The 21,840-nt window shown below is 35.9% G+C and carries 18 protein-coding genes and 1 pseudogene; 9 read left to right on the forward strand and 10 right to left on the reverse strand.

The window, feature by feature from the left end; genetic code table 11:
- Window positions 1-17 precede the first annotated feature (17 nt).
- On the reverse strand, window positions 18-584 hold the full coding sequence (locus tag JCM15579_RS09235) for a hypothetical protein (protein ID WP_054719027.1): 567 nt from the start codon (window positions 582-584) through the stop codon (window positions 18-20).
- A gap of 486 nt (window positions 585-1,070) precedes the next feature.
- Window positions 1,071-2,018 (reverse strand): TRM11 family SAM-dependent methyltransferase, encoded by a 948-nt coding sequence (locus JCM15579_RS09240; RefSeq protein WP_054719030.1) that lies wholly within the window; start codon window positions 2,016-2,018, stop codon window positions 1,071-1,073.
- 623 nt (window positions 2,019-2,641) lie between these two features.
- On the opposite strand from JCM15579_RS09240, the gene JCM15579_RS09245 reads away from it, so the two are divergent.
- The 3 genes from JCM15579_RS09245 (at window position 2,642) to JCM15579_RS20765 (ending at window position 6,349) form a co-directional block, all read left to right on the forward strand.
- Window positions 2,642-3,490, forward strand: coding sequence for a GLPGLI family protein (locus JCM15579_RS09245; RefSeq protein WP_054719033.1), 849 nt, complete (start codon window positions 2,642-2,644; stop codon window positions 3,488-3,490).
- Window positions 3,491-3,656: 166 nt separating this feature from the next.
- Entirely contained in the window at window positions 3,657-6,068 is a 2,412-nt protein-coding gene (locus tag JCM15579_RS09250) for a TonB-dependent receptor (protein ID WP_218186122.1), read from the forward strand.
- A gap of 8 nt (window positions 6,069-6,076) precedes the next feature.
- Window positions 6,077-6,349: a hypothetical protein gene (locus tag JCM15579_RS20765; protein WP_218186123.1), complete on the forward strand. Its 273-nt coding sequence runs from the start codon at window positions 6,077-6,079 to the stop codon at window positions 6,347-6,349.
- A gap of 75 nt (window positions 6,350-6,424) precedes the next feature.
- Here JCM15579_RS20765 and JCM15579_RS09255 read toward each other — a convergent pair whose 3' ends face one another.
- The 4 genes and pseudogenes from JCM15579_RS09255 to JCM15579_RS09270 all read right to left on the reverse strand — a co-directional run bounded on the left by JCM15579_RS09255 (window position 6,425) and on the right by JCM15579_RS09270 (window position 11,286).
- On the reverse strand, window positions 6,425-7,168 hold the full coding sequence (locus tag JCM15579_RS09255) for a shikimate dehydrogenase family protein (RefSeq protein WP_054719036.1): 744 nt from the start codon (window positions 7,166-7,168) through the stop codon (window positions 6,425-6,427).
- A gap of 29 nt (window positions 7,169-7,197) precedes the next feature.
- Window positions 7,198-8,132 (reverse strand): annotated as a pseudogene (locus JCM15579_RS22270) (polyprenyl-phosphate transporter).
- A gap of 38 nt (window positions 8,133-8,170) precedes the next feature.
- Entirely contained in the window at window positions 8,171-9,577 is a 1,407-nt protein-coding gene (locus JCM15579_RS09265; protein WP_054719038.1) for a tetratricopeptide repeat protein, read from the reverse strand.
- 152 nt (window positions 9,578-9,729) lie between these two features.
- Entirely contained in the window at window positions 9,730-11,286 is a 1,557-nt protein-coding gene (locus JCM15579_RS09270) for a DUF4301 family protein (RefSeq protein WP_054719041.1), read from the reverse strand.
- 238 nt (window positions 11,287-11,524) lie between these two features.
- On the opposite strand from JCM15579_RS09270, the gene mnmL reads away from it, so the two are divergent.
- Window positions 11,525-12,472, forward strand: coding sequence for a tRNA modification radical SAM protein MnmL/YtqA (gene mnmL, locus JCM15579_RS09275; RefSeq protein WP_054719044.1), 948 nt, complete (start codon window positions 11,525-11,527; stop codon window positions 12,470-12,472).
- A 2-nt stretch (window positions 12,473-12,474) separates the two neighbouring features.
- Here the strand turns inward: mnmL and JCM15579_RS09280 are convergent, their stop codons facing one another.
- The 3 genes from JCM15579_RS09280 to JCM15579_RS09285 all read right to left on the reverse strand — a co-directional run bounded on the left by JCM15579_RS09280 (window position 12,475) and on the right by JCM15579_RS09285 (window position 15,147).
- Window positions 12,475-13,200: a tetratricopeptide repeat protein gene (locus tag JCM15579_RS09280; protein WP_054719047.1), complete on the reverse strand. Its 726-nt coding sequence runs from the start codon at window positions 13,198-13,200 to the stop codon at window positions 12,475-12,477.
- A gap of 112 nt (window positions 13,201-13,312) precedes the next feature.
- Window positions 13,313-13,510 carry a hypothetical protein gene (locus JCM15579_RS21420; protein WP_245625862.1) on the reverse strand — a complete coding sequence of 66 codons (198 nt, stop codon included), beginning with the start codon at window positions 13,508-13,510 and terminating at the stop codon, window positions 13,313-13,315.
- Window positions 13,507-15,147: a YgiQ family radical SAM protein gene (locus JCM15579_RS09285; protein ID WP_245625863.1), complete on the reverse strand. Its 1,641-nt coding sequence runs from the start codon at window positions 15,145-15,147 to the stop codon at window positions 13,507-13,509. The genes JCM15579_RS21420 and JCM15579_RS09285 overlap by 4 nt, the downstream gene beginning before the upstream one ends.
- Before the next feature lie 125 nt (window positions 15,148-15,272).
- Here JCM15579_RS09285 and JCM15579_RS09290 point away from each other — a divergent pair, with 125 nt between their 5' ends.
- The 4 genes from JCM15579_RS09290 to JCM15579_RS09300 all read left to right on the forward strand — a co-directional run bounded on the left by JCM15579_RS09290 (window position 15,273) and on the right by JCM15579_RS09300 (window position 18,827).
- A complete protein-coding gene (locus JCM15579_RS09290; protein ID WP_054719050.1) occupies window positions 15,273-16,112 on the forward strand; it encodes a histidinol-phosphatase in 840 nt (279 codons plus the stop codon).
- A 205-nt stretch (window positions 16,113-16,317) separates the two neighbouring features.
- Window positions 16,318-16,749 carry a GNAT family N-acetyltransferase gene (locus JCM15579_RS21895; protein WP_218186124.1) on the forward strand — a complete coding sequence of 144 codons (432 nt, stop codon included), beginning with the start codon at window positions 16,318-16,320 and terminating at the stop codon, window positions 16,747-16,749.
- Window positions 16,750-16,766: 17 nt separating this feature from the next.
- Complete coding sequence (locus JCM15579_RS09295; RefSeq protein WP_218186125.1) at window positions 16,767-18,122, forward strand: GNAT family N-acyltransferase; 1,356 nt, start codon at window positions 16,767-16,769, stop codon at window positions 18,120-18,122.
- A 96-nt stretch (window positions 18,123-18,218) separates the two neighbouring features.
- Window positions 18,219-18,827 carry a LysE family translocator gene (locus tag JCM15579_RS09300; RefSeq protein WP_054719053.1) on the forward strand — a complete coding sequence of 203 codons (609 nt, stop codon included), beginning with the start codon at window positions 18,219-18,221 and terminating at the stop codon, window positions 18,825-18,827.
- A gap of 630 nt (window positions 18,828-19,457) precedes the next feature.
- On the opposite strand, the gene JCM15579_RS09305 is transcribed toward JCM15579_RS09300, so the two are convergent.
- The gene (locus JCM15579_RS09305) at window positions 19,458-20,486 is read right to left on the reverse strand and encodes a Smr/MutS family protein (protein ID WP_054719055.1); all 1,029 of its coding nucleotides are present in this window, start codon (window positions 20,484-20,486) and stop codon (window positions 19,458-19,460) included.
- A 95-nt stretch (window positions 20,487-20,581) separates the two neighbouring features.
- Between JCM15579_RS09305 and JCM15579_RS09310 the strand changes: the two genes are divergently transcribed.
- A complete protein-coding gene (locus tag JCM15579_RS09310) occupies window positions 20,582-21,829 on the forward strand; it encodes an S-adenosylmethionine:tRNA ribosyltransferase-isomerase (RefSeq protein ID WP_054719058.1) in 1,248 nt (415 codons plus the stop codon).
- Window positions 21,830-21,840 lie beyond the last annotated feature (11 nt).

Consider the following 21,840-nt stretch of genomic DNA (forward strand, 5'->3'; position numbering starts at 1 on the left):
TTGTGTGTGGTTTTTATTCAATTTCTTATTATAGAAGTTGATATTACTCTCGCTAATGGATTAAGAGCTTTAATTGTGATGTCAGTAATGTCAGACATAATTACATCTGTAAATGGAGCATCAAAAAAGTAAAAGTTGGGATTTGTAATGAGTTTCTCAATCTTTTTATTTGGTTTTTCTAAATGAACTCCACCAGCTTTATTCGAGTATGTTTTTATTAAATCTCTTATTACAAGAACTTCTCCATCGATGTAATAAAATGGAATTTTTAAAAAGTTATCTAAATTAACTTTGACAGGGTTCTGAGACGGACCAACTCTTCGATATGCAAGGAGTCCTTTGTTCATATTTTTATGCTCTTCTAAATCAGTATAATAATTGGAATAGTCTTCGACTTCAAAAAGAATTTTTAATTTATAGTTTTTATTGGCTTGATGAGCCAGATTTTGTTTATCAATAAGAAGTTTTCGTAATAATCCTGAAAGCATAAGTAAATTATACTTTGACCAGTTTTTTGATTTAAATATTATATCAAGGTAAGTGTGATAAAATATCTCCTCTGGTGTCAATAGTCCATGATTCATATGTTTATTTCTTTGCTTTAGGTTAATATCGCTGGCTCAAATTACACACAACATTTGTGTAAAGTGCAATGCACCTTATTTTTCTTATCTGTTGTTTTGAGTAATGGTCATTAATTCAGTATGTAATAGACTATGTTGTTTCAAATGCACTTTTGTTTTTTGCAAGAGAGCATTTCTGTACAAACAGATTGATCCCATTACGATTTCCGAATTTATGAAAAGCACATTAATTGTCAAAACAATCTATTGCTAAAGTTTGTGGTTTAAGTGTGATGATTATGGATGGTAAATGAATGGCAAAAGAAAAGAGGGTGTCCAAAAAGTAAGTTCAATCGAATACAATGTCATGTTGAATGAAGAGAAGCATCTGTTAATCAAAGGGACAGATTCTTCGCTAAACTCAGAATGACAATAATATTGAACTTTTTGGACACCCTCTTTGAAAGTTATCTTTTAATAGCTTGTATTTTCTTAATCTATAATGGATCAGTTTGCCTTCTCGCAAACCCAAATTCTTCTGGCGAAATTTGCTTTCTCCTTTTTGCGAACACTACAATGATCCGTTATTGTCATGCCTGCATTGTTTACAATTTCAGAAATATCTGTAGTAGATACAATCACCAATCGATCGGTTAGTTTGGTTGACGACTCGATGATATGGGAGATGGTGTTCTCATCAGCATAGCTAAACAAATTGTATGGCAAATCGATAATGGCAGCATCGTACCTGTTCTCGATATCTTTAATATCCGAGCGATACACAGTTGTATCGTAGTTGAAATGAGCAAGGTTTTGGCGCGCTTGTCGGCATACCTTCCAGTTGATATCACTGCCTTCAATATGGTATCCGGCAAAACAGGCTTCGAGCATAATGGTACCAACACCACAGCATGCATCCAATAGTTTTGTTTCCTTGTTGGTTTTGGCAGCCAGGATTACCAATGCTTTGGCAATGTTAATATTGATTGAATTGCTATAGGAGAATGGTTTTTTGTTGTGTTTCTCCCAGGCAAAATCATTTTTAAGCAAGGTTCCAAAATACCAGGTTCCTTCGTGATAACAAATGGCATAAGTGATTTTTGGCTTGTAATATTCGGGCATGCCATTAATATTGTAGCCAACATCTCTTAGTTTGTCCAGACGATCCTTGTACTTGGTTTTGTCGCCATTTAAAACCACATATTCCACCTTGAAATCATCTACCGAGATCTTTTCATTTTTGATTTTCTCTATCAGTTCCAAGTAATACTTCGATTGCAATTGAACATCAACTCTTTTCCGAATGAAAGCACTGCACGAAGGTTCTATCTTGATATCAGAAATCAATAGCTTGTCCATTTCTTCCTGGTTGAAAAGATACTTTGATTCTAGTTTGCAAAGATCACTTTCGTGATTGTCGTAGATGTAGGTGTATATGTATTTGCTTGCTTGCATTTGTTGTCAGTAGGTTTAAATTCCTAAGAATGCCCGAAATTATTAAAACCACCTTAACTAACAAAAATCTACCCAAGTAAAGTTTAATACTAATTACACTATTAAATGAGCCTTATAAATCTAATTCCTTCTATTAGCATTCATAATGCTCAAGCCGCAAGGCTCATCCTTTTTATTCATTAAATAATTTCTTTATTAAGGAATTCATGAGCTCCCTTCGGTCGGTTCCATCGATGGAAAAGGATGCAAAAAATCTAGGGCGTGTAAGCTCAAACCACTTATACTTGAAAACTTTAAGTGCGGCGGGGTGATCTTCTCCCGATTATGAATTTTGTTGCATTTGATGGTTAAATGCTTACAAATTCTATTTCGGGATCAGCTTCCCCGTCTTTCTAAAAGTTTTCTGTGCATAAGCAGCCTGATCTTCCCATGCCCATTAAAATAGGACAAACAAAGTAGAGGGTAATTATAAAGGGATACCAAATATAAATTATACAGAGCCAAAATTACTAATTGGCTAATTTGATACTGCAATTGGTATTACTGAGATTTTTTAGATTCTAGTTTTAAACCATTTGCAAAAATGGAAGTCATAGCAGCATAACGAACATACATTGTACATCATGAAGAAATTTCTATTCGCCTTTGCTTGTTTCCTTGTTTTTGGAAACAGCTTATTTGCTCAAGACTTTCAGGGCAAAGCTTACTATGAAAGTAAAACCACCATTAATATGGATTTTGGAGGAAGACAAATTCCTGAAGATCGAAAAAAGATGATTCTGGAACGTATGAAACAGATGAGCGAGAGAACCTACATCTTAAGTTTTAACAGAACCGAATCGGTATACAAACAGGAAGAAAAGTTGGAACAGCCAGGAATGGGCCAGGGCCGAGGTGGAATGCGAATGGGAATGATGATGGGTGCTGGTGGTGAAGATTACTACAAGAATGTGAAGTCGGGAAAATATGCAGTATCAAAAGATTTGTTTGGAAAGATTTTTTTAGTGAACGATAGTTTGCCAAAGCTACAATGGCAAATGCAGGCAGAAACCAAAAAGATTGGCAATTACACGGCTTATAAGGCTACTGCGGTGAAACATGTGAGTGAGCCTAATATGAGGGCCTTTTTTCAGCGCGGGAGTAGAGGTGAGCAAGCGGATAATAAGGAGCCTGAGGTGATTGAAAAGGAGATTGAAATTGTAGCCTGGTATTGTCCTGAGATTCCTGTGAATCAAGGTCCGGGAGAATATTGGGGATTGCCTGGTCTAATCATGGAATTGAATGATGGCAGAACCAGTATTCTATGTTCAAAAATCGTGATGAATCCGAAAGAGAAGATTGAAATCAAAGAACCTAAGAAAGGAAAAGAGGTGAGTCAGGCTGAATATGATGAGATATCGCGCAAGAAAATGAAAGAGATGCGTGAGAATTTTAGAAGCATGAGACCTGGAGGCGGAAGAGGAATGCATTAGCAGTGATCAGTAAACAATGATCAGTTATGGGAAAAAACGCTGATTTTTAGTTTCTCCCTTTTAGGGGATTCGCGATAGCTATCGGGAGTCGATAGACAGAGGAGGGTAAGAAAGCTTAAGCTAAATAAAATATCAACCCACTACTTCATTTAATAAAAGGAAAATCATGAAAAAGTATTTTTTCATATTGGTATTGTTGTGTGCAAGTCTTATGACTTTTGCGCAGGAGAATGTCAATCTTAAAGGAATCGTTACGGATGATTCTGGTAAGGCCATTGAAATGGCCAATGTAATTGCAATAAATGCGGAGACGAACTTGTTGGAATCGTATTGTGTTACCAATCATAGTGGTTTGTATAAGGTGAAGCTGAAGTCGGGTTCGGTGTATAATATTAAGGTGAGTTTTATTGGCTATGCTGCTAAAGAATTCCGGTACGAGGCTACTACAGAAGATGGAAGTCATGATGTTAGCATGTCGGAAGAGAACAGCATGTTGAACGAGGTTGATGTAACGTATACCATGCCTGTAATGGTGAAAGGTGATACCATTGTTTACGATACTGATTCGTTTACTGTGGGAACCGAGCGCAAACTGAAAGATGTTCTGGTTACTCTGCCAGGAGTGGAAATGAATGAGGATGGACAGATTGAAGTAGAAGGGAAGCAGGTGCAAAAAGTGATGGTGGAAGGAAAAGATTTCTTCGATGGCGATTCTAAAATTGCTGCCGATAATATTCCTGCCGATGCAGTAAGCAAGGTGGAAGTGCTAAGAAACTACAACGAAATTGGCCAAATGAGAGGGCTTACAAACGACGAGGATAATATTGCTTTGAATATTCGACTGAAGAAAGGGAAGGATAAATTTTGGTTTGGTGAGTTCACTCTTGGCGCAGGTCCTGATGAGAAGTATTTGGCGCATCCCAAACTGTTTTATTACAGCCCTAAATTCAGTTTAAACCTGATTACCGATGCCAATAATATTGGTGAGGTTCCTTTTACCCGAAGAGACTTCATGAATTTTACGGGTGGCTTTAGAGGCTTTAATCCAGGAGGAGGAAGTTCCATTAGTGTGGGAGGAAATTCTCTGGGAATTTCTACAGCTCAAAATAATCGAGCCAAGGATATCGAAACCAGGTTTGCAGCTTTGAACTTTAGTTATGAGTTGAAAGATAACTGGGATATTGGAGGATTTGGAATCTATTCCTATACGGGAACATTAATGGAGACTCAGAAAATAACTACATATGAGTTGGAGGATAATCAATCGCAGGTGGAAAAAAGCATTACCAGGAACGATCAGGATGCTGAGCTGGGTTTGTTCAAATTCAATTCGGTGTACAAACCAAATGCAAACTTTCAGTTTGATTACGACATTTTTGTGAAGCAATCTAATGATGATGAGGAAGAAGATGTAGAGTCGACTGTTAATGATGAATTGGATAGAATTTACCAGTTGAAACAGCAGGAACCAATTACCTTGCAACAATCTGCTAAAATCTATTATACCGCAAATGATAAGAACATATTTGCTTTCGAAGGTCAGCATATGTATCAAAATGAGGATCCGTTTTACAATTCGATTCGTGATGAGTTTGCCTTTACAACACTATTTCCTGTAGATAATTCAGTGAGTTTGTACAATATGAATCAGGAGAAGAGAATTATTACCAATAAAGTAGATGCAAAGCTGGATTATTATTTGGTTACCGGTGACAAGAGCAACCTGCAGTTTACGCTGGGAACTACGCAGAATCATCAGAATTACGATACGGAGATATTCCAAAAATTGGATGAAGGATCTGATTTGGAAATGGCAGGTGATGAATTTAAAAATGATGTGAAGTTCAATGTTTCTGATTTGTTTTTCGGATTTCACTACAAACTTAAGGCGGGGATGTTCACTTTTAATCCTGGACTTACGCTTCATCAATACGAAACCAAGAGTACGCAGCATGGTAAGAAAGTAAAGGATGATTTGACTTCTGTATTGCCGGATATCTATATCAATATGCAATTGAAGAAATCGGAAAATTTGCGATTCAACTACAGAATTACCAGAACCTTCACCGATGTGGCGAAATATGCAGAAGCATTTGTGCTGAACAATTACAATTCGGTGTACGGTGGAAATCCTGAATTGGAAAGCGCTTTAAAGCACAATGTATCTTTGAACTTCTTTAGTTTTAACATGTTCAACTTTACACACATGTTCGCGAATATTAGCTATACCAAAAGCGTAGAAGGATTTAAGAATAATGTGATTCCGATTGGTATTAACCAGATTAGTTCAACCATTAATTCTGATTTGTCAGATGAGTCATTAAGCGCCAATGCAAGATACCAACGAACATTCAAGAATATAAAGGTATCGGCTAAAGCTAATGTTTCCTGGAGCGAATATAACAATTTGGTGAAATCTCAACCAACAAAGTCGGAGTCGTTTAATCAGAACTACACAGGTTCTGTAGGTACAAATTTTAAAAATGCTCAAATGTTGAATTTGGATATAATTATAGCATCAATATATATGATAGAGGAGCAACAACAAGCACCTATTATACCAAGCGTCCATTCGTAAGATTAGATATGGCTTTCCTAAAAAACTTTATTCTTACAGCAGATTACGATTTTTATTCTTATACCGATAAGGACAAGACCATAGAGAATAAGTATAGTTTTTTAGAAGCTGATTTAACCTACAGAAAGCAGGATAGCAAATGGGAGTTTGGCATCAAAGGAAAGAACCTTTTGGATACGGATTCTTTGGATAGGAATAGTGAGAATGATTTCTCATTTACTTCGTCAACCTACTTTGTGCAACCAAGGTATTTCTTGTTTACGGTGAAGTATGACATTTAAATCAATTACGAATTTTTAATTACGAATTACGATAGAAATTAGCCCATCTCGTAATTCGTAATTTTTCATTCGTAATTATAATTCGTTCCAGATTTCCCAATTCTTTTCTGCCTGTAGGTGCAGCATTTTTAATCCATTGTGTGTTTTGGCTCCTTGTTCTGCGCCTTTTTTCATAAACAGGGTTTCGGCAGGATTGTACACCAAATCGTAAAGAAAGTGTTCCTTACTTAAGTGCTGGTATGGAATGTCAGGACAAGTGTCTTCCTTTGGAAATGTGCCCAGGGGAGAGCAGTTTACGATTAACTTATAATCTTCTATGATTTCCTGTGTCAATTGCTCGTAGGTGAATTGGTTTTCTTTGGCTGATCGACTTACGAATCGATATTCGATTCCCAAATCTTCCAAGCCTCCAGCTACTGCTTTCGATGCACCACCTGTTCCAAGAATCAAGGCTTTTGGTCTGCTTTCTCCAATAAATTCCTTTAGTGATTCCTGAAAACCGTATATGTCCGTATTGAACCCTTTCAGTTTGATTTTATCACCATTTTTAATAATCTGAACCGAGTTTACAGCACCCAATTTAGCGGCCAAAGGATCGATTTCATCCAAAAACGGAATAACCTCTTCTTTGTATGGAATGGTTACGCAAAATCCCTTAAGACGATTGTTTTCATCCAAGGTTTTAGGCAAATCCTGAATAGAAGGAAGCTCAAAATTCAGAAATTCAGCTTCGATGTTTAATTCATTAAATTTCTCTTCAAAATACTTTTTCGAGAAGGAATGTCCCAAAGGATATCCAAGAATGCCGTAGGTGTTCATTGTGGTTAATTCGATTTAATGGTTGATGTTTATTTTGATTCTTCCGGAGAATATTTTTCCATAATCCAAATAAGCAGGAATCCTGCTAGAGCCAAAATTAAGGCAAAGTATAGTTGTGAATCTTGCGCTTGTAAAGATTCAAAAGTTCCTGGTAAAATGTTTTTTTGAAGTACAGGAACCACTTCACCATGTCGGTCAACTCTTGTGGTAATGGTTTCTTTCCAGGGCCACACTTTGTTTAATGATCCAATCATGAATCCTGAAAGTAAACCGATAGTCATGTTGTGATATTTTTTAAGCAACCAACTTAATAGGTGAGAGAAGCTTAGGATACCCAAACCAGCACCTGCAGCCACTGTAGCAATTATATCAATTTTAAAACTACTTAATGCGCTTAAAATATGATTGTATGATCCCAACAAAACCAGGATAAATGCACCTGAGATTCCCGGAAGAATCATTGCACAAATTGCCAACGCGCCAGATAGAAATAAAAACCAGTAGCTGGTTGGAGCTTCGGCTGGTGTTATTTCGGTAATCATAAAAGCTATAGCAGTACCTATAATCATGCAATTATGGTTCTGGCTTTCCACTCTGTAATTTTGCGGGCAACCACAATTGCCGAAGCTACAATTAGACCAAAAAAGAAAGACCAAATTAAAATGGGTTGTGTTTCCAATAAGTGCTTCACAAGTTTGGCCAATGTGTAGAAACTGAATCCAATGCCTGATAGTAAAGCCAAAAGAAAATTCCCATTAACGGCTTTCCAGAAATCCTTCAATTTAAATTGTAAAAGAAGCTTAATAGTGTTTAGATTTACCGATTTAATGGTGTTGATTAATTCTTCGTAAATTCCCGTTATAAAAGCAATGGTTCCACCCGAAACTCCAGGTACAACGTCAGCAGCTCCCATTCCCACTCCTTTTAGGGCAATAAGAACATAATCTTTAATTTTTCTAGGCATAATTGTTTTGTGCGTGAAATTAAGTAGCAATATATTTTCTATGCGGAGTAAGCCGCTATAATTTTCTTGAATTGTGAGTTTTCTTCCAATTCTGGAAACTGAAGGAAGATCTCTTTCAGGTTTTCGGCATCAATATCCGTTGATTTCTTAATGTAATGCTCTGTTGCATTTAAATCACCCGAAAGCATATAATAGGCAGCCAAATTGTTTAAAAGTTCTGGCGATTCCGGATTGTATCCACAGCTTTCCAAAAGAACATCAATGGCAGTTTCAAGCTTTTCGTTCTGATGATAGAATTCTGCTAAAGTTATTGAGAAGGTTGGATCATAAGGATCTAAATCAATTGCTTCGCGAAAGGCACGTACTGCTTTTTGAGGAGTTTGTGATCTTGAATAAGCCGATGCCAAAGCAAACCAATAATCAGGGTTGGCATCATCCAGTTTATTAGCCTTCTCAAGATAAACCAAACTTTCATCAATTTTGTCCTGATACATCAGAATCAATCCCATTCCAAACCATGGGTCAGGAAGTTCTTCGTTTGTTTTTATGGCAGTTTCGTAATAGTTGAGTGCTTGATCGTATTCATTCAACTTTTCGAAACATTCTCCAATATATGAATAGGTTGAAGCGTGATCATCTTCAAAATCCAAATATTCAATGTATTGTTTTATGGCCTCCTCAAATTTTCCAGAATTCGCTAGTGCATTTGCCAGGTTAAAGTAAGCCTTACTGTGCTGTGGGTTTACCGCCAAAGCAAATTCGTATGCTTCTATTGCCTTTGGAAACATCGCCAGGCGATTGTAAACAATCCCGATGTTGTACCATGCATTATCTGAAAAAGGATTTATATCCAGGAATTTAATGTAAGTATCGATACTTTGCTCATCCAAACCAAGTTTCTCGTAGCAATATCCCAGTTCAAAAAGTACTTCAGAATCTTCTTCATTAAGTCTTAATGCTTCCTCTAAGTAACCAATCGCCAAATCGAATTGATTTAGTTGTTCGAAAGCCATAGCAATTCTGAAAAGAAGATCTTCCCGGTTTTCATGATCTTTCGTTAAAGCTTCATCGAATTGTTTTTTGGCACTTTTGTGTTTTCCCATCAGGTTATAAATATTGCCTTTTAAAAGCCAAATCTCCTTGTTGGAAGATTCTATTCCCTGAATTTTATTTAGGATTGCCAATGCTTCGAGATGTTGCCCACGATTGATTAATACCTGGGCCTTTTTAATTTGAATTGATATGGCAGAAGGATGCTGTTTACAAGCAATGTTGGTAACTTTAACCGCATCGCTAAATTTATTTTTTTCGATATAATGATCTATGATGCTTTCAAATTCGTGAACATCAAAGTAGTAAAGCTTATTCACTTTAATCATTTCTTCATATCTACCTACAATCGTAAGTACATCACCATCAAGATAGTTTTCCGTATTATCTATCATTTATCAAATTAAAATGATTACTGCATTGCAAAAGTAGGATTAATTTTAAAAATACCAAGTTGTAAGATATTAACAAAGCAGGTGTTTTTAGAACAGAAAAGTTGGTGTAAAGCCTAAAAATAAAAGGTCTTGCATTGCAAGACCTTTGTTAATTATAAGTTTCGGTGTTCTATTCGTAATAAATCGAAAATGGTTTTAACTGGATTGAAGGTAATGATAGGAACTTCAACAAATATGGTGTTCCAGTCTGACATGGCACCATTCCAAAGTCCCGGAAGTTCCATGGCTTTTAAATCTTTGCCATTGTTTGATTTTTCAGAGATGAAACCAGTTTGAGGGTCAATAAATTGGCGCAAGTCGAATTTGTTTCCTTTGTAATCCTTAGTGCCACAAATCAAATCAACAGGATTAAAGTGTGTGGCTCTTTCAAAAATATTTTTCTGTCTTACGTCTGACTTATCAATTTGAGAACCTTCAATAATCTGCAAAGAAACTGAACCATCTGTGTTTCTTGCCCAGAAAGGACCTCCACCTGGTTCACCTTCATTTTTCACCATTCCACAAACACGAATTGGTCGGTTGAATTTTTCCAACAAGTACTTTTTAACCTTATCCGGATTATCTTTTTTCAATTTGGCTGGAGGTATGATACAAAGTTTTTCTTCCAGAAAAGTCAGCATCTCTTGAAGTGTATCTTCAGAGATCTCCTTGTCTTCTTCCAATAAATTTAAATAATCGAAAATGATTGATTGCATTTCCAGCAATAGACCCGCTAAAACCTTTTTAAACTTGTAGGTTGTTTCCTTTAACCTGTCCGGAACAACATTATCGATATTTTTAACGAATATGATATCTGCCTTAAGTTCGTTAAGATTTTCAATTAACGCTCCATGACCACCTGGACGAAACAGAATTGATCCATCTTCGTTGCGGAAAGGTTCATCGTTAATGTCAACTGCGATTGTATCTGTAGAAGATTTTTGTACTGAGTAGGATACATTCAAATTGCCTTGATATTTCTCTTCAAACGTATCTTTGGTTTTGTTAAAACGTTCCTGGAACAATTCTTTATGATCTTCTGATACAGTTAAATGGATGTTGGCATTGCCAGCTTCATCTTTGGCATAGTTTAGAGCTTCAACCAAATGTTCTTCGAAGGCTGTTCTTGAATAATGCTTGTATCTGTGGAATTTTAATAATCCTTTTGGCAAGTTGCCGTAATTAAGACCTTTGCTGTTAAGAAGCATGGATAAAATTTCCTTGAATTTATTTTTATCAGCCATTTTATCCAGGTCCAAACCTTCTTCAATCATTGCATTTTTAAGATCCCCGTAAAAGGCAAAATCTTCCAAATGGTCAAAGAAATTGAACATGGTTTCAGGTCCTTTGTTGCATAGGAACTTCAGGTATTCATCTTCAGTATCCTGATATGTGTTTAGAAAATCATAAAGGATTTTAAACATTCTTGATGCTGCACCAGAGGCAGGAACAAACTTTAAAAGTTCAAGATTTTTAGAATGTGTGTTATACACTTCTTCGTAAATCTCAAGTTCTTCATCTTGAATTTTGGTAATACCGTCTTCAATGGTAGCCGGCTTTTTCAGTTTCATCTTTGGAAAACCATTTTTGAAGTTGTTAATCTGTTCTTCGATTTTTTCAACAGAAATTCCTTTAGATTGAAATTGAGATAGATCTTGTTCTGAAAACATGTTTAAAGTTTTATTAAAGTGTCCGAAGCAAGATAAAGAATACTTTCAAAAATGAAAAGCATGTGGCTTTAATAATGAAAAAAATTATGCAATACAGTTAAATTATTTTCATTGTAATGGAAAGGGAAACTTAGCAACCAGTATTCTATATGTCATATGGGCTGGGAGGAATCAAAATATACTTGTTCAGTTTTGAATTAAAATTCTATTTGTATTTTTGTCGCAAAATAAAAGATAAATGGCTGACATTACTTACCCATGGGGACATGAAGGACGTTACAATGATTTTCCTTCTTATTTCAAAAAACGATTTGCTGAAAGGATTCAAAAAGTATCAATAGATGCTGGCTTTACCTGTCCCAATCGTGATGGGAGTAAGGGTGTTGGTGGTTGTACATATTGCAACAACAATAGTTTTAATCCTGAATATTGCAGTCCGCGAAAAACAATTACAAGGCAAATTGAGGAAGGGATTGATTTTTTTAAGGCCAAATACAAAGCACAGAAATATTTGGCTTATTTTCAGGCTTACTCGAATACCTATGGTCATATCGACAAGATAAAAGAGCTGTATGAGGAAGCATTGGCTCACGAGAAGGTAGTCGGCTTAGTTATTGGAACCAGACCTGATTGTGTAAGTAATGAGGTGTTGGATTACTTGGAAGAGCTGGCGAAGCACCATTACATTGCAATAGAGTATGGTGTTGAATCGGCTAATGATGAGGCATTATTGGCTATTAATCGTGGACATACTTACATTGAAGCAGAAAGAACCATCCAAAGAACAGCCAATCGTGGCATTCACATTGGTGTGCACTTGGTAAATGGTTTGCCGCATGATAGCAAGGAAGATATGTTGAACCATGCCATTGAATTATCGAAACTGCCTATTGAAACATTAAAATTACACCAGCTTCAAATTCTTCGAAATACTCAAATGGCTAAAGAGTACGAGCAAAATCCTGAGCCATTTTACATGTTTGAACTCGATGAGTATTTGGATTTTATTGTGAGTGTAATTGAGAGAATAAATCCAGATGTGATGTTGGAACGATTTACCAACCAGGCACCTCCGGGATGGTTGATAGCTCCCAAATGGGGCTTAAAAAATTATCAGTTCGTAAACAAACTGAATAATCTCCTAAAAGAGAGAAATACCTGGCAGGGTAAGCTATTCGAGAGATAGATTTATTTAATCTGCTTCAGAATATCAGCTCCTTGTTTATATCCCATAGTAACTGATGTTTGAATGTCTTTTATCGCGCCATTTTTGTCACCATTCTTTAGTTTCGCAATTCCACGTGCATAATATGCTCTGCCGAGTTTCTTATCTATTTTAATTGCCTTGTTGTAATTGTTGATGGCATCATTAAAGTTGCCCGTGCAATCAAGCGAAACCGCTTTGTTGTAATATACGCCTGAAGAATTTAAACCAATCCTAATGGAATGGTTGTAATCAGCAATGGCTCCTTTATAATCTTCTATATAATATTTGCATATGCCACGGTAGTGGTATGCTTTAATATTTCTAGGATTAATGGTTAAAACCTGTGTATAATCTTTAATGGCCTGCTTGTAATTTTTCTGATTCTCATAAAGAATTGCACGATTTAAATAGGCTTCTTCCTCAAATTTCTGTTTGCCGATTACAGCATTCAAATCCTTTATAGCAACCCTGTTGTTGTTAAGGTAAGAATAAGCAATGGCACGGTTAAAATATGCAGGCAAGTAGTTTTTATCTTCTTTTATAATCGTGGTAAAATACTTGACGGCTTCCTCAAACTTTTTATCTGCCAGCAATTCAATTCCTTTCTCATTTTGTCTGTCTTGTTTTGATTTTTCACAATTTGTAAACAAAAAGATGAATCCTAATAACAACAAATATTTAAAAGTCGTTTGGTAAAATGCTTTCATAAATTAAGCTTAGAGTTTGAACACCTAATGTACAATTATATAGACTAATAATAAAATATTACCTATTCAATGTCGACCAAATTATTATCAATAGTGTTTATTGTTTGTTAAACTATCTAAATAGCTTGGTGAGTAAATCTTTTTTACCCATTTTGATTAACTCTTGTTTAATTGCATCACGATATTCTTTTTTGTACCAGAATAAGAACTTTCTTTGCGACAATTTCTCTTTTTTGGTTTTGGCAGTGTAAACCTTTTTTAAAGTATAAGGATGATAGCCAGAATAATATATTACCGTTGCAACAGTCATTGGTGTAGGTGTAAAATCCTGAACCTGTTCCAATTTAAAATCCAATTCTTTGTTTTTACTGCCAAATCAGCCATGTCGGTACCATGACTTCCAGGGTGACTAGAGATAAAGTAGGGAATGAGTTGTTGGTTTGTACCTTCTTTCTTATTGATCTCATCAAAAAGAGTTTTTAGCTTGTAAAATAATTTGAATGAAGGCTTTCTCATGATTTCCAAAACTTCATCAGAAGTATGCTCTGGTGCCACTTTTAGTCTGCCGGAAACATGATTTTTGATCAATTCAACCGCATATTCCTTATTTGCTTTGTTGATGTTTTCATCTTTTGATTGATGCAACATTAAATCGTAACGAACGCCACTACCGATAAATGATTTCTTAACCCCTGGAATTTTATCCACCTTTTTGTAGATATCAAGCATTGGTTGATGATTTGTGTTTAAGTTAGGACAAACATCAGGATGGATGCACGAAGGGCGACGACAAGTTTTACAAATTGATTCAAAAATCCCTTTCATCTGATACATATTTGCAGATGGACCTCCTAAATCAGATAGGTATCCTTTGAAGTCAGGCATTTTTGTAATGTATTCAACTTCCTTTAGGATTGATTTTTCCGATCGGTTGGCAATAAATTTACCTTGATGAGCAGAAATGGTACAGAATGAACAACCACCAAAACATCCTCGATGCATATTTACCGAAAATTTGATCATTTCAAATGAAGGGATGTGTTTGCCTTTGTAGCGTGGATGAGGAAGTCTTGTGTATGGTAAGTCGTAGATCTCATCCATTTCTTTTTCATTCATTACAGGATATGGAGGATTTACCACGATTTGCTGATCGCCAAAGTTTTGAGTTAGTTTCTTTGCCATCATGGCATTTGATTCCATCTCAATATATCTAAAGTTGCTTGCAAATTTCTTTTTATCAGCCAAACAGTCCTCATGCGAAAAAAGCTCCTGACTTTGCCATTGCTTTTTAGTGGCATACTTTTCATCTTGATTTACAATGAATGAAGTTTGAGGAATATTTGTAAGAGAATAGAAAGGCACGCCTCGTTTCATTAGGCGAATAATTTCCTTTAATGGTTTTTCTCCCATTCCATACACTAGCAAATCTGCACCACTATCCATTAGGATGCTGGGTTTCAGCTGGTCTTCCCAATAATCGTAATGAGTTAATCTTCTCAGAGAAGCCTCAATTCCGCCTATCAATATTGGTGTTTCAGGATATAACTTTTTTAAGATTTGTGTATAAACAACTGTAGGTTTGTCGGGACGGAATCCATGCTTTCCACCAGGAGTATAGGCATCATCATGACGCAGTCTTCGGTTTGCAGTGTAATGATTCACCATTGAATCCATATTACCGGCAGTTACTCCAAAAAACAATTTTGGTTGTCCTAGCTTTTTAAAATCTCTTAAATCATCACGCCAGTTGGGCTGAGGAATAATTGCCACCTTTAAGCCTTCGTGTTCAATAATTCGTCCAATTACCGAAGCACCAAATGATGGATGATCAACATATGCGTCTCCGCTAAAAAGAATTACATCTAATTCCTCCCATCCTCTCTCTTTAACCTCTTTGGCTGATGTAGGTAGCCATTGATTATATCTAGTTGTTTCTTTATTCTCCATAAGTCTTGAAATTACTGCAAAGATAGGATTATTTAAAAACATTTTAAAGAAGCATGCTCTTATTCCTAAGCTCATCTTGAAAGTTCTCCATATTGGTTTATATTTGCACAACATAAAAAGAGCTAATGAAATATTTTTCATATCATACACATTCATCCTATTGTGATGGTAAAGGAGATCCGGAAGAGTACATAAAAGAAGGAATCAACCTGGGAATGAGAACAATTGGTTTCTCATCTCATGCACCCTTAAATGAAAATGTTCCCTGGGCAATGAAATCTTCGCGCGTAAAACCCTATTTGAATGAGATCAATCGTTTAAAGGAGACACATAAGGATGAAATAGAAGTATACCTGTCGTTGGAGTTGGATTATATTCCTGGAATTACAAAGCCTTTTAAATCCTGGAAAGAGACTTTGGGATTGGATTATACCATTGGATCGGTGCATTTGGTGAAAGGAGATTCAAATGACGAGTTTTGGTTCTTAGATGGTCCGGACATAAATTATTCAGAAGGAATTCAGAAGCTGTTTCATGGAGATGTTGAGCAAGCTGTTTCTGCTTATTTTAGGCAGGTGATAGAAATGATCGAGACCCAAAAGCCAGATGTTATTGGTCATGTTGACAAGGTGAAGATGAATAACAAGGGACGATTTTTTGAGGAAACGGAGGGATGGTATCTCAACTTGCTTAATAAAACATTGAATGTACTTGAGAAATCAGACTGTATAGTAGAGGTGAATACTCGTGGCATTTATAAAAAGAAATCTGCTAAGCTTTTTCCTGATGATTATTTTTTGAAGGAATGTTGTAAGAGGAACATTTCAGTTACAATTGGCACTGATGCACATCAACCAACAGAATTATTAAGCCATTTTGATGAAACGATAAAGGAGTTGAAACAGATAGGTTTTAAGCAAGTTAGTGTTTTTCATAAAGGAATTTGGATTAAAGAAAGTATTTAAATAAAAAAATAGAGTAGCGATTTAACCAAATATGAACGGTGTCATAAAAGAAATAATGCTATTTTTGCCTAATTAAGACGAAGTGTTCGATTAAAGCGAATACTAGCGAAAGGACAATCAAAACAAAAACTAAGAAAGAAAGTTAATCTTATGATTGAATAAGATTTTTCCTTATAAAAAAGGACTTTCATGAAAATATTAATATATGAAATTAGTTGATCCGAAAGATTTGCTAAAAGCCAGTGAGAGTTTAAATTGGTTTGGTGGTGAAAGTTTTGCCAAATTTTTAATGTACATTTTAAAATTAGACAGGCTGAACAAGCTATACTCTGATAATTGTTGTAAAGACGGGATCGAGTTTATAGACGCTTTGATTGAAGAGCTGGGAATCAAATTTGAATTTGATGAAGAAGAATTAAAGCGAATTCCTACCGAAGGTGCTTTTATTACCATTTCGAACCATCCATTTGGAGGGATTGATGGTATTATTTTGATAAAACTGTTGAGCCTTATTCGACCTGATTTTAAGGCCATGGCGAACTTTTTACTGAAAAAGATAGAGCCATTCAGGATTATTTTCTGGGAGTTAATCCTTTCGAAGATAGAAAAGGAGCAGCGTCAAGTACAGGTGGATTAAAAGAAGCACTGCGTCATTTGAGCGATGGAAAACCATTGGGGATTTTTCCGGCAGGAGAGGTTTCAACCTACCAGTCGGCAACACATAATATTTCGGATAAACAATGGATGCCTTCCATTCTAAAATTTATAAAGAAGGCTGATGTGCCTGTAATACCGATCTACTTTCAAGGAAACAACAGCTTGGTTTTCCATTTGTTGGGTATGATTCATCCAAGCTTGAGAACAGTTAAGCTTCCTTCCGAATTGTTGAATAAAAAGAATAAGGTTGTACGCATCAGAATTGGTAACCCAATCTCTCAAAATGATCAGAAAGGCTTTGTGGATATCAATCAGTATGGGAGATTTTTACGTGCAAAGACCTACATGTTGGGAACTCCAATTGAGGTGAAGAAGTTTTATCGCTTTAAGCGCAAAGCCAAGGTGGTTAAGGTGGAAGATGTAATTCCTCCTATTGATGGGAATGTGATTCGAAATGAGGTAGAAGGACTGAAAGAGGAGTATTTGCTGTTTAAAAGCCGATCGTATTGCGTGTATTGTGCACCTTCATCAAAATTGCCTAATATACTTAATGAAATTGGTCGCTTGAGAGAAATCACGTTCCGTGAGGTTGGAGAGGGTACAAATCAGAGTATAGATATTGATGAGTTTGATTTGTATTATCATCAACTCTTTATTTGGGATGAAGAAAACCACAAGATTGTAGGAGCTTATCGTGTTGGGAAGGGACATGAAATCCTGCCTGGATATGGATTAAAGGGCTTCTACTTACAGAGTCTGTTCCGAATGGGTAAGAAATTTCAGCCTATTCTTAGTCAGTCTTTAGAGCTTGGACGTTCGTTTATTGTGAAGGAATACCAAAGAAAACCAATGCCTCTGTTCTTGCTTTGGAAAGGGATCTTGTACTTTTTACTTAAAAATCCAGAATCTCGTTATTTGATTGGTCCGGTTAGTATTAGTAATAAATACTCGAATTTGTCGAAGGATTTGATCATTAAATTTATAATGGCCAATTATTTCAATTATGAAATGGGGCAGCATATCAAATCAAGAAAGCAGTTTAAAGTTAAGATTAAGGATTTGGATGTTGATATTTTATTGGAAACGGCCAAGAATGATATCAATAAATTGGATAAGTTGATTGGTGATTTTGAAATTACCAATGACAAGTTGCCTGTGTTGTTGAAGAAGTATATTTCTCTGAATGCTAAAATTGTAGGATTTAATATTGATCCAAATTTTAATGATTGTTTGGATGGATTACTTGTGTTGGATTTGTTTGATGTTCCAATGAAAGTGATTGAATCGTTATCGAAGGAAATAAACGATGATACAATTCTTCAAAGATTTTCTTCGGATGATATGGAATTTTAAGAGATTTATTCCGAACTTTGCGACTCAATTTTGTTAACTGAAAAAGACGATTAGTTGGAATTTCAATATATATTTAAAGGGATAGTTGTGGGCTTAATGGCTTCAATACCGTTAGGACCCATTGGTGTTCTAATCATTCAAAAAACATTGCAGAAGGGAAGGTTGGCTGGTTTTATTTCAGGATCAGGAGCAGCTGTTGCTGATACTTTATTTGCCTCCATTGCAGTGTTGGGTTTAGGTTTTGTTATCAATTTTATTCAAGCTCAGGAATTTTACTTCAGATTAATTGGATCCATTTTTCTGGTTTTAGTTGGACTACGAATTTTCTTAACCAATACGGTAAAACAGTTTAAAAAATCACAATCGCCTGGTAAAAGAGGTATGTTTGGTGATTTTTTAGCCATCTTTTTTTTAACACTATCCAATCCTATTGCGGTTTTGTTTTTTGGGGCTATGTTTGCTGGGGCTTCCGTGTTTGGAAATTCCCATTCGGTAATGACTGGTCTTTATTTATTGCTAGGAGTTTTATTGGGTGGAGCACTGTGGTGGTATGCGCTATCAACCATAGTGGATCTGTTTAGAAAAAAGTTTAGACTAAAACAGATGTTTTGGATCAATAAAATATCCGGATTAATCATTGCCATTTTAGGATTCCTGGTATTTCTTTCATGTTTTGAGCCCATCAAATCATTCTTGGATTCTTAAAGAATTTAAATCTACTAATATTTGCTGGTGCTTGATTGTCCTTGTGTGAGTGTTGTACTTATGGGGCGACCGAATCGTATTATCCGAAAGTTTTAAATAAAAATGATTGGCAAATCAAGCCAATGATAATGCTTGAATCACGATTTTGGTCTCATATTGTGCAAATCATATACTTTAATACTTCTATTTGTTGGAAAAACATGCATTGCAAATGATGCAACGGATATTTTGCTACAAATACGGCCGTTGCAAGAGATTAAACAGGCGTATTTGTACAAAAATGGCCGTTTAAAGTCTTGAAAAGCTCATATTGATGACAAAAACAAGCACTTAAAGTAAATAAACGTGCATATTTGCGCAAAAATGAAGATTTATTCTCTTGCAATGCTTCTATTCGTGCAAAAACGACCATTGCAAGTGATGAAATGCTCGTATTTGTACAAAAACTGCAATTTCTTTACATTTTTCGCTCGTATTTGTGCGATTATACCATTTAAAGTCATTCAATGCTAAAATCGTTAGCAAAATCAGCATTAAAACAAAATCATCGCTGTATTTGTTCCTTGTAGTCTGTTCTGATTCAAAAAATAAAAAAGAGTACAGCCACCTGTACTCTCCTCTTGTATTACGCTATCTTATTGTAACCATTGTAGCTCCCCAACCATATTCTTTAAACGAAGCATCTTGTTGATAGTGCTTTTTGTATTTGCGTTTCAATTCGTCGTGTACTTTCTTCTTTAAAGTTCCGTTTCCAATTCCATGAATGAACACAATTCTTTGTCCTTTTGAATTTTGGTATTGACGCATGATTTCGTGAAACTTATTCATTTGAAATTCCAGAATGTCTGCATTCGAAAGGCCAGTAACCGAGTCAATCAAAGCATTAATGTGCAAATCGACTTCAACCAAGTCCTCTTTGCCTTTTACATTTACTTGTTGGTTTTTAGATTTGTTGTCAGATTCTTTTTCCCGAATTACTTTTTTAAATTCTTTCTGGCTCAGTTCTTCCAGTTTGTGTTCCAAATCTTCACCTGTTAATTTGTAGAGAATCACATTTTGTTGAAAATATGGAGTGTCTTTGTAGCTTGTAGATTTGTAGAACTTAACCGGTTGAATCTTAATGTTTCGTTCAAGTGGTTTTTTAATATCAGACTCGCCTGATTTGTAGAATAAAATCTGAAAGAAACAGTTAGATAGTTCATTTAATTCCTTAAGATCGTATTCGTTCAGTAGGATTTTTGATTTTGGGTCAAGGTTACCAGCTGTTTGGCCTTCCATTTTGTCTCCTTTTTTATCATAGAATCCATACAGAAGAATATGATTGGTATCATTGATAAGATAAAGTTCTAAGGGACTCTCGCTTGGATTGTAGCCTTCACGAGGAGCAAATGCTGCATATACTTCTTCTTTCTCCACAAATAAGCTTTGTGCAGTGGGTTTAACAGTCGAACTTTCTGATGTAATATTTGTGGTTTGCTGCTGATTTGCTTGTTCGCCACCGGCAGCTTCAACAACTACAAGGTTTTTTTTAATGCTTGGAATCTCAAATTCATCTTCATCGTTCAACACCATAACCGTGTTGGCATCAATGATTTTGGTTACAATTCCTCCACCTATATCGTTTAAAAAACGGACTTTATCGCCTATATTGATTTGCATTTGATCTGATTTTTTTAATTCCCAACAAAGTTAGCTATTTTTGCCGATCAAAATGAATTGCTGCATGATAATGTGTGGCCTACAGATGAAGGAAGATGGAGATTAATACAGAAAATAAAACATTAGAGACACAACAGATTGAAATTGTAAATTTCACTTACGACTTACCGGATCATAGAATTGCAAAACACCCTTTGCAGAATAGAGATTTATCTAAATTATTGATTTATCGCAATGGTGAGATCAATGAATCTGTATTTAATCAACTTCCTGATGAAATTGAAGTGGGAACGAAAATGGTGTACAACAACACCAAGGTAATTCAGGCAAGACTAATCTTCCATAAGGAAACTGGTGCACGTGTTGAGATATTTTGTTTGGAGCCGCTGAATCCGGCAGATTACAATCTGGCTTTTCAGGCTACTCAAAAATCTACCTGGAAATGTATTGTTGGAAATTCTAAAAAATGGAAATCAGGTGTGTTAAGCATGCCTTTCTTTGTGGGTGATACGGAGTATCAATTACAGGCAGAGAGAATTCAGTTGCTGGATGGTGCTCAGGAAATTCAGTTCAGTTGGAATCACGAAGAACTAAGTTTTAGCGAAGTGTTGGAACAAACCGGTAAAATTCCGATTCCTCCTTATTTGAATCGCGATACAGAAGAAGGAGATTTGATTCGATACCAAACCGTTTACTCAAAATATGAAGGTTCTGTTGCGGCTCCTACTGCTGGTTTGCATTTTACCGATAAGGTTTTTGCAGAAATGGATGCCAAAGGAATTGAACGTGAAGAGCTGACTTTGCATGTTGGCGCGGGTACGTTTAAGCCAGTAAAATCAGAGCAGATTGGAGATCATGAAATGCATACCGAGCATATTCAGGTGACTGCAGAAAGTTTAAGAAGTATTGCTGCTGCAAAAAATGGTGTGATTGCCGTAGGAACAACATCCGTTCGAACATTGGAGAGTTTGTATTGGATGGGTGTTAAAATCCTGACAGAGGCAGAAGAGCCAAAGTTATTGAAGCAATGGGAGGCTTATCAATTGCCAAAACACCATACGGTAGAAGAATCATTTCAGGCCATTTGTTCTTATATGGATGAGAATGAAATTAGCCTGTTTAATGCAGCTACACAAATTATTATAGCTCCAGGTTACGATTTTAAGGTGATCAAAGGATTGGTTACCAATTTTCATCAACCACAAAGTACCTTGTTATTGCTAATTTCAGCATTGGTTGGTGAAGACTGGAGAAAAATCTACCAATATGCCCTGGATAACGAATTTCGATTCTTAAGTTATGGTGATAGTTCACTATTAATGAAAAGAGAGATAGTTGGATAGTCCAAAGGTCT

Origin of the sequence: Marinifilum fragile JCM 15579 (assembly GCF_001310955.1) — a bacterium.
GTDB lineage: Bacteria > Bacteroidota > Bacteroidia > Bacteroidales > Marinifilaceae > Marinifilum > Marinifilum fragile.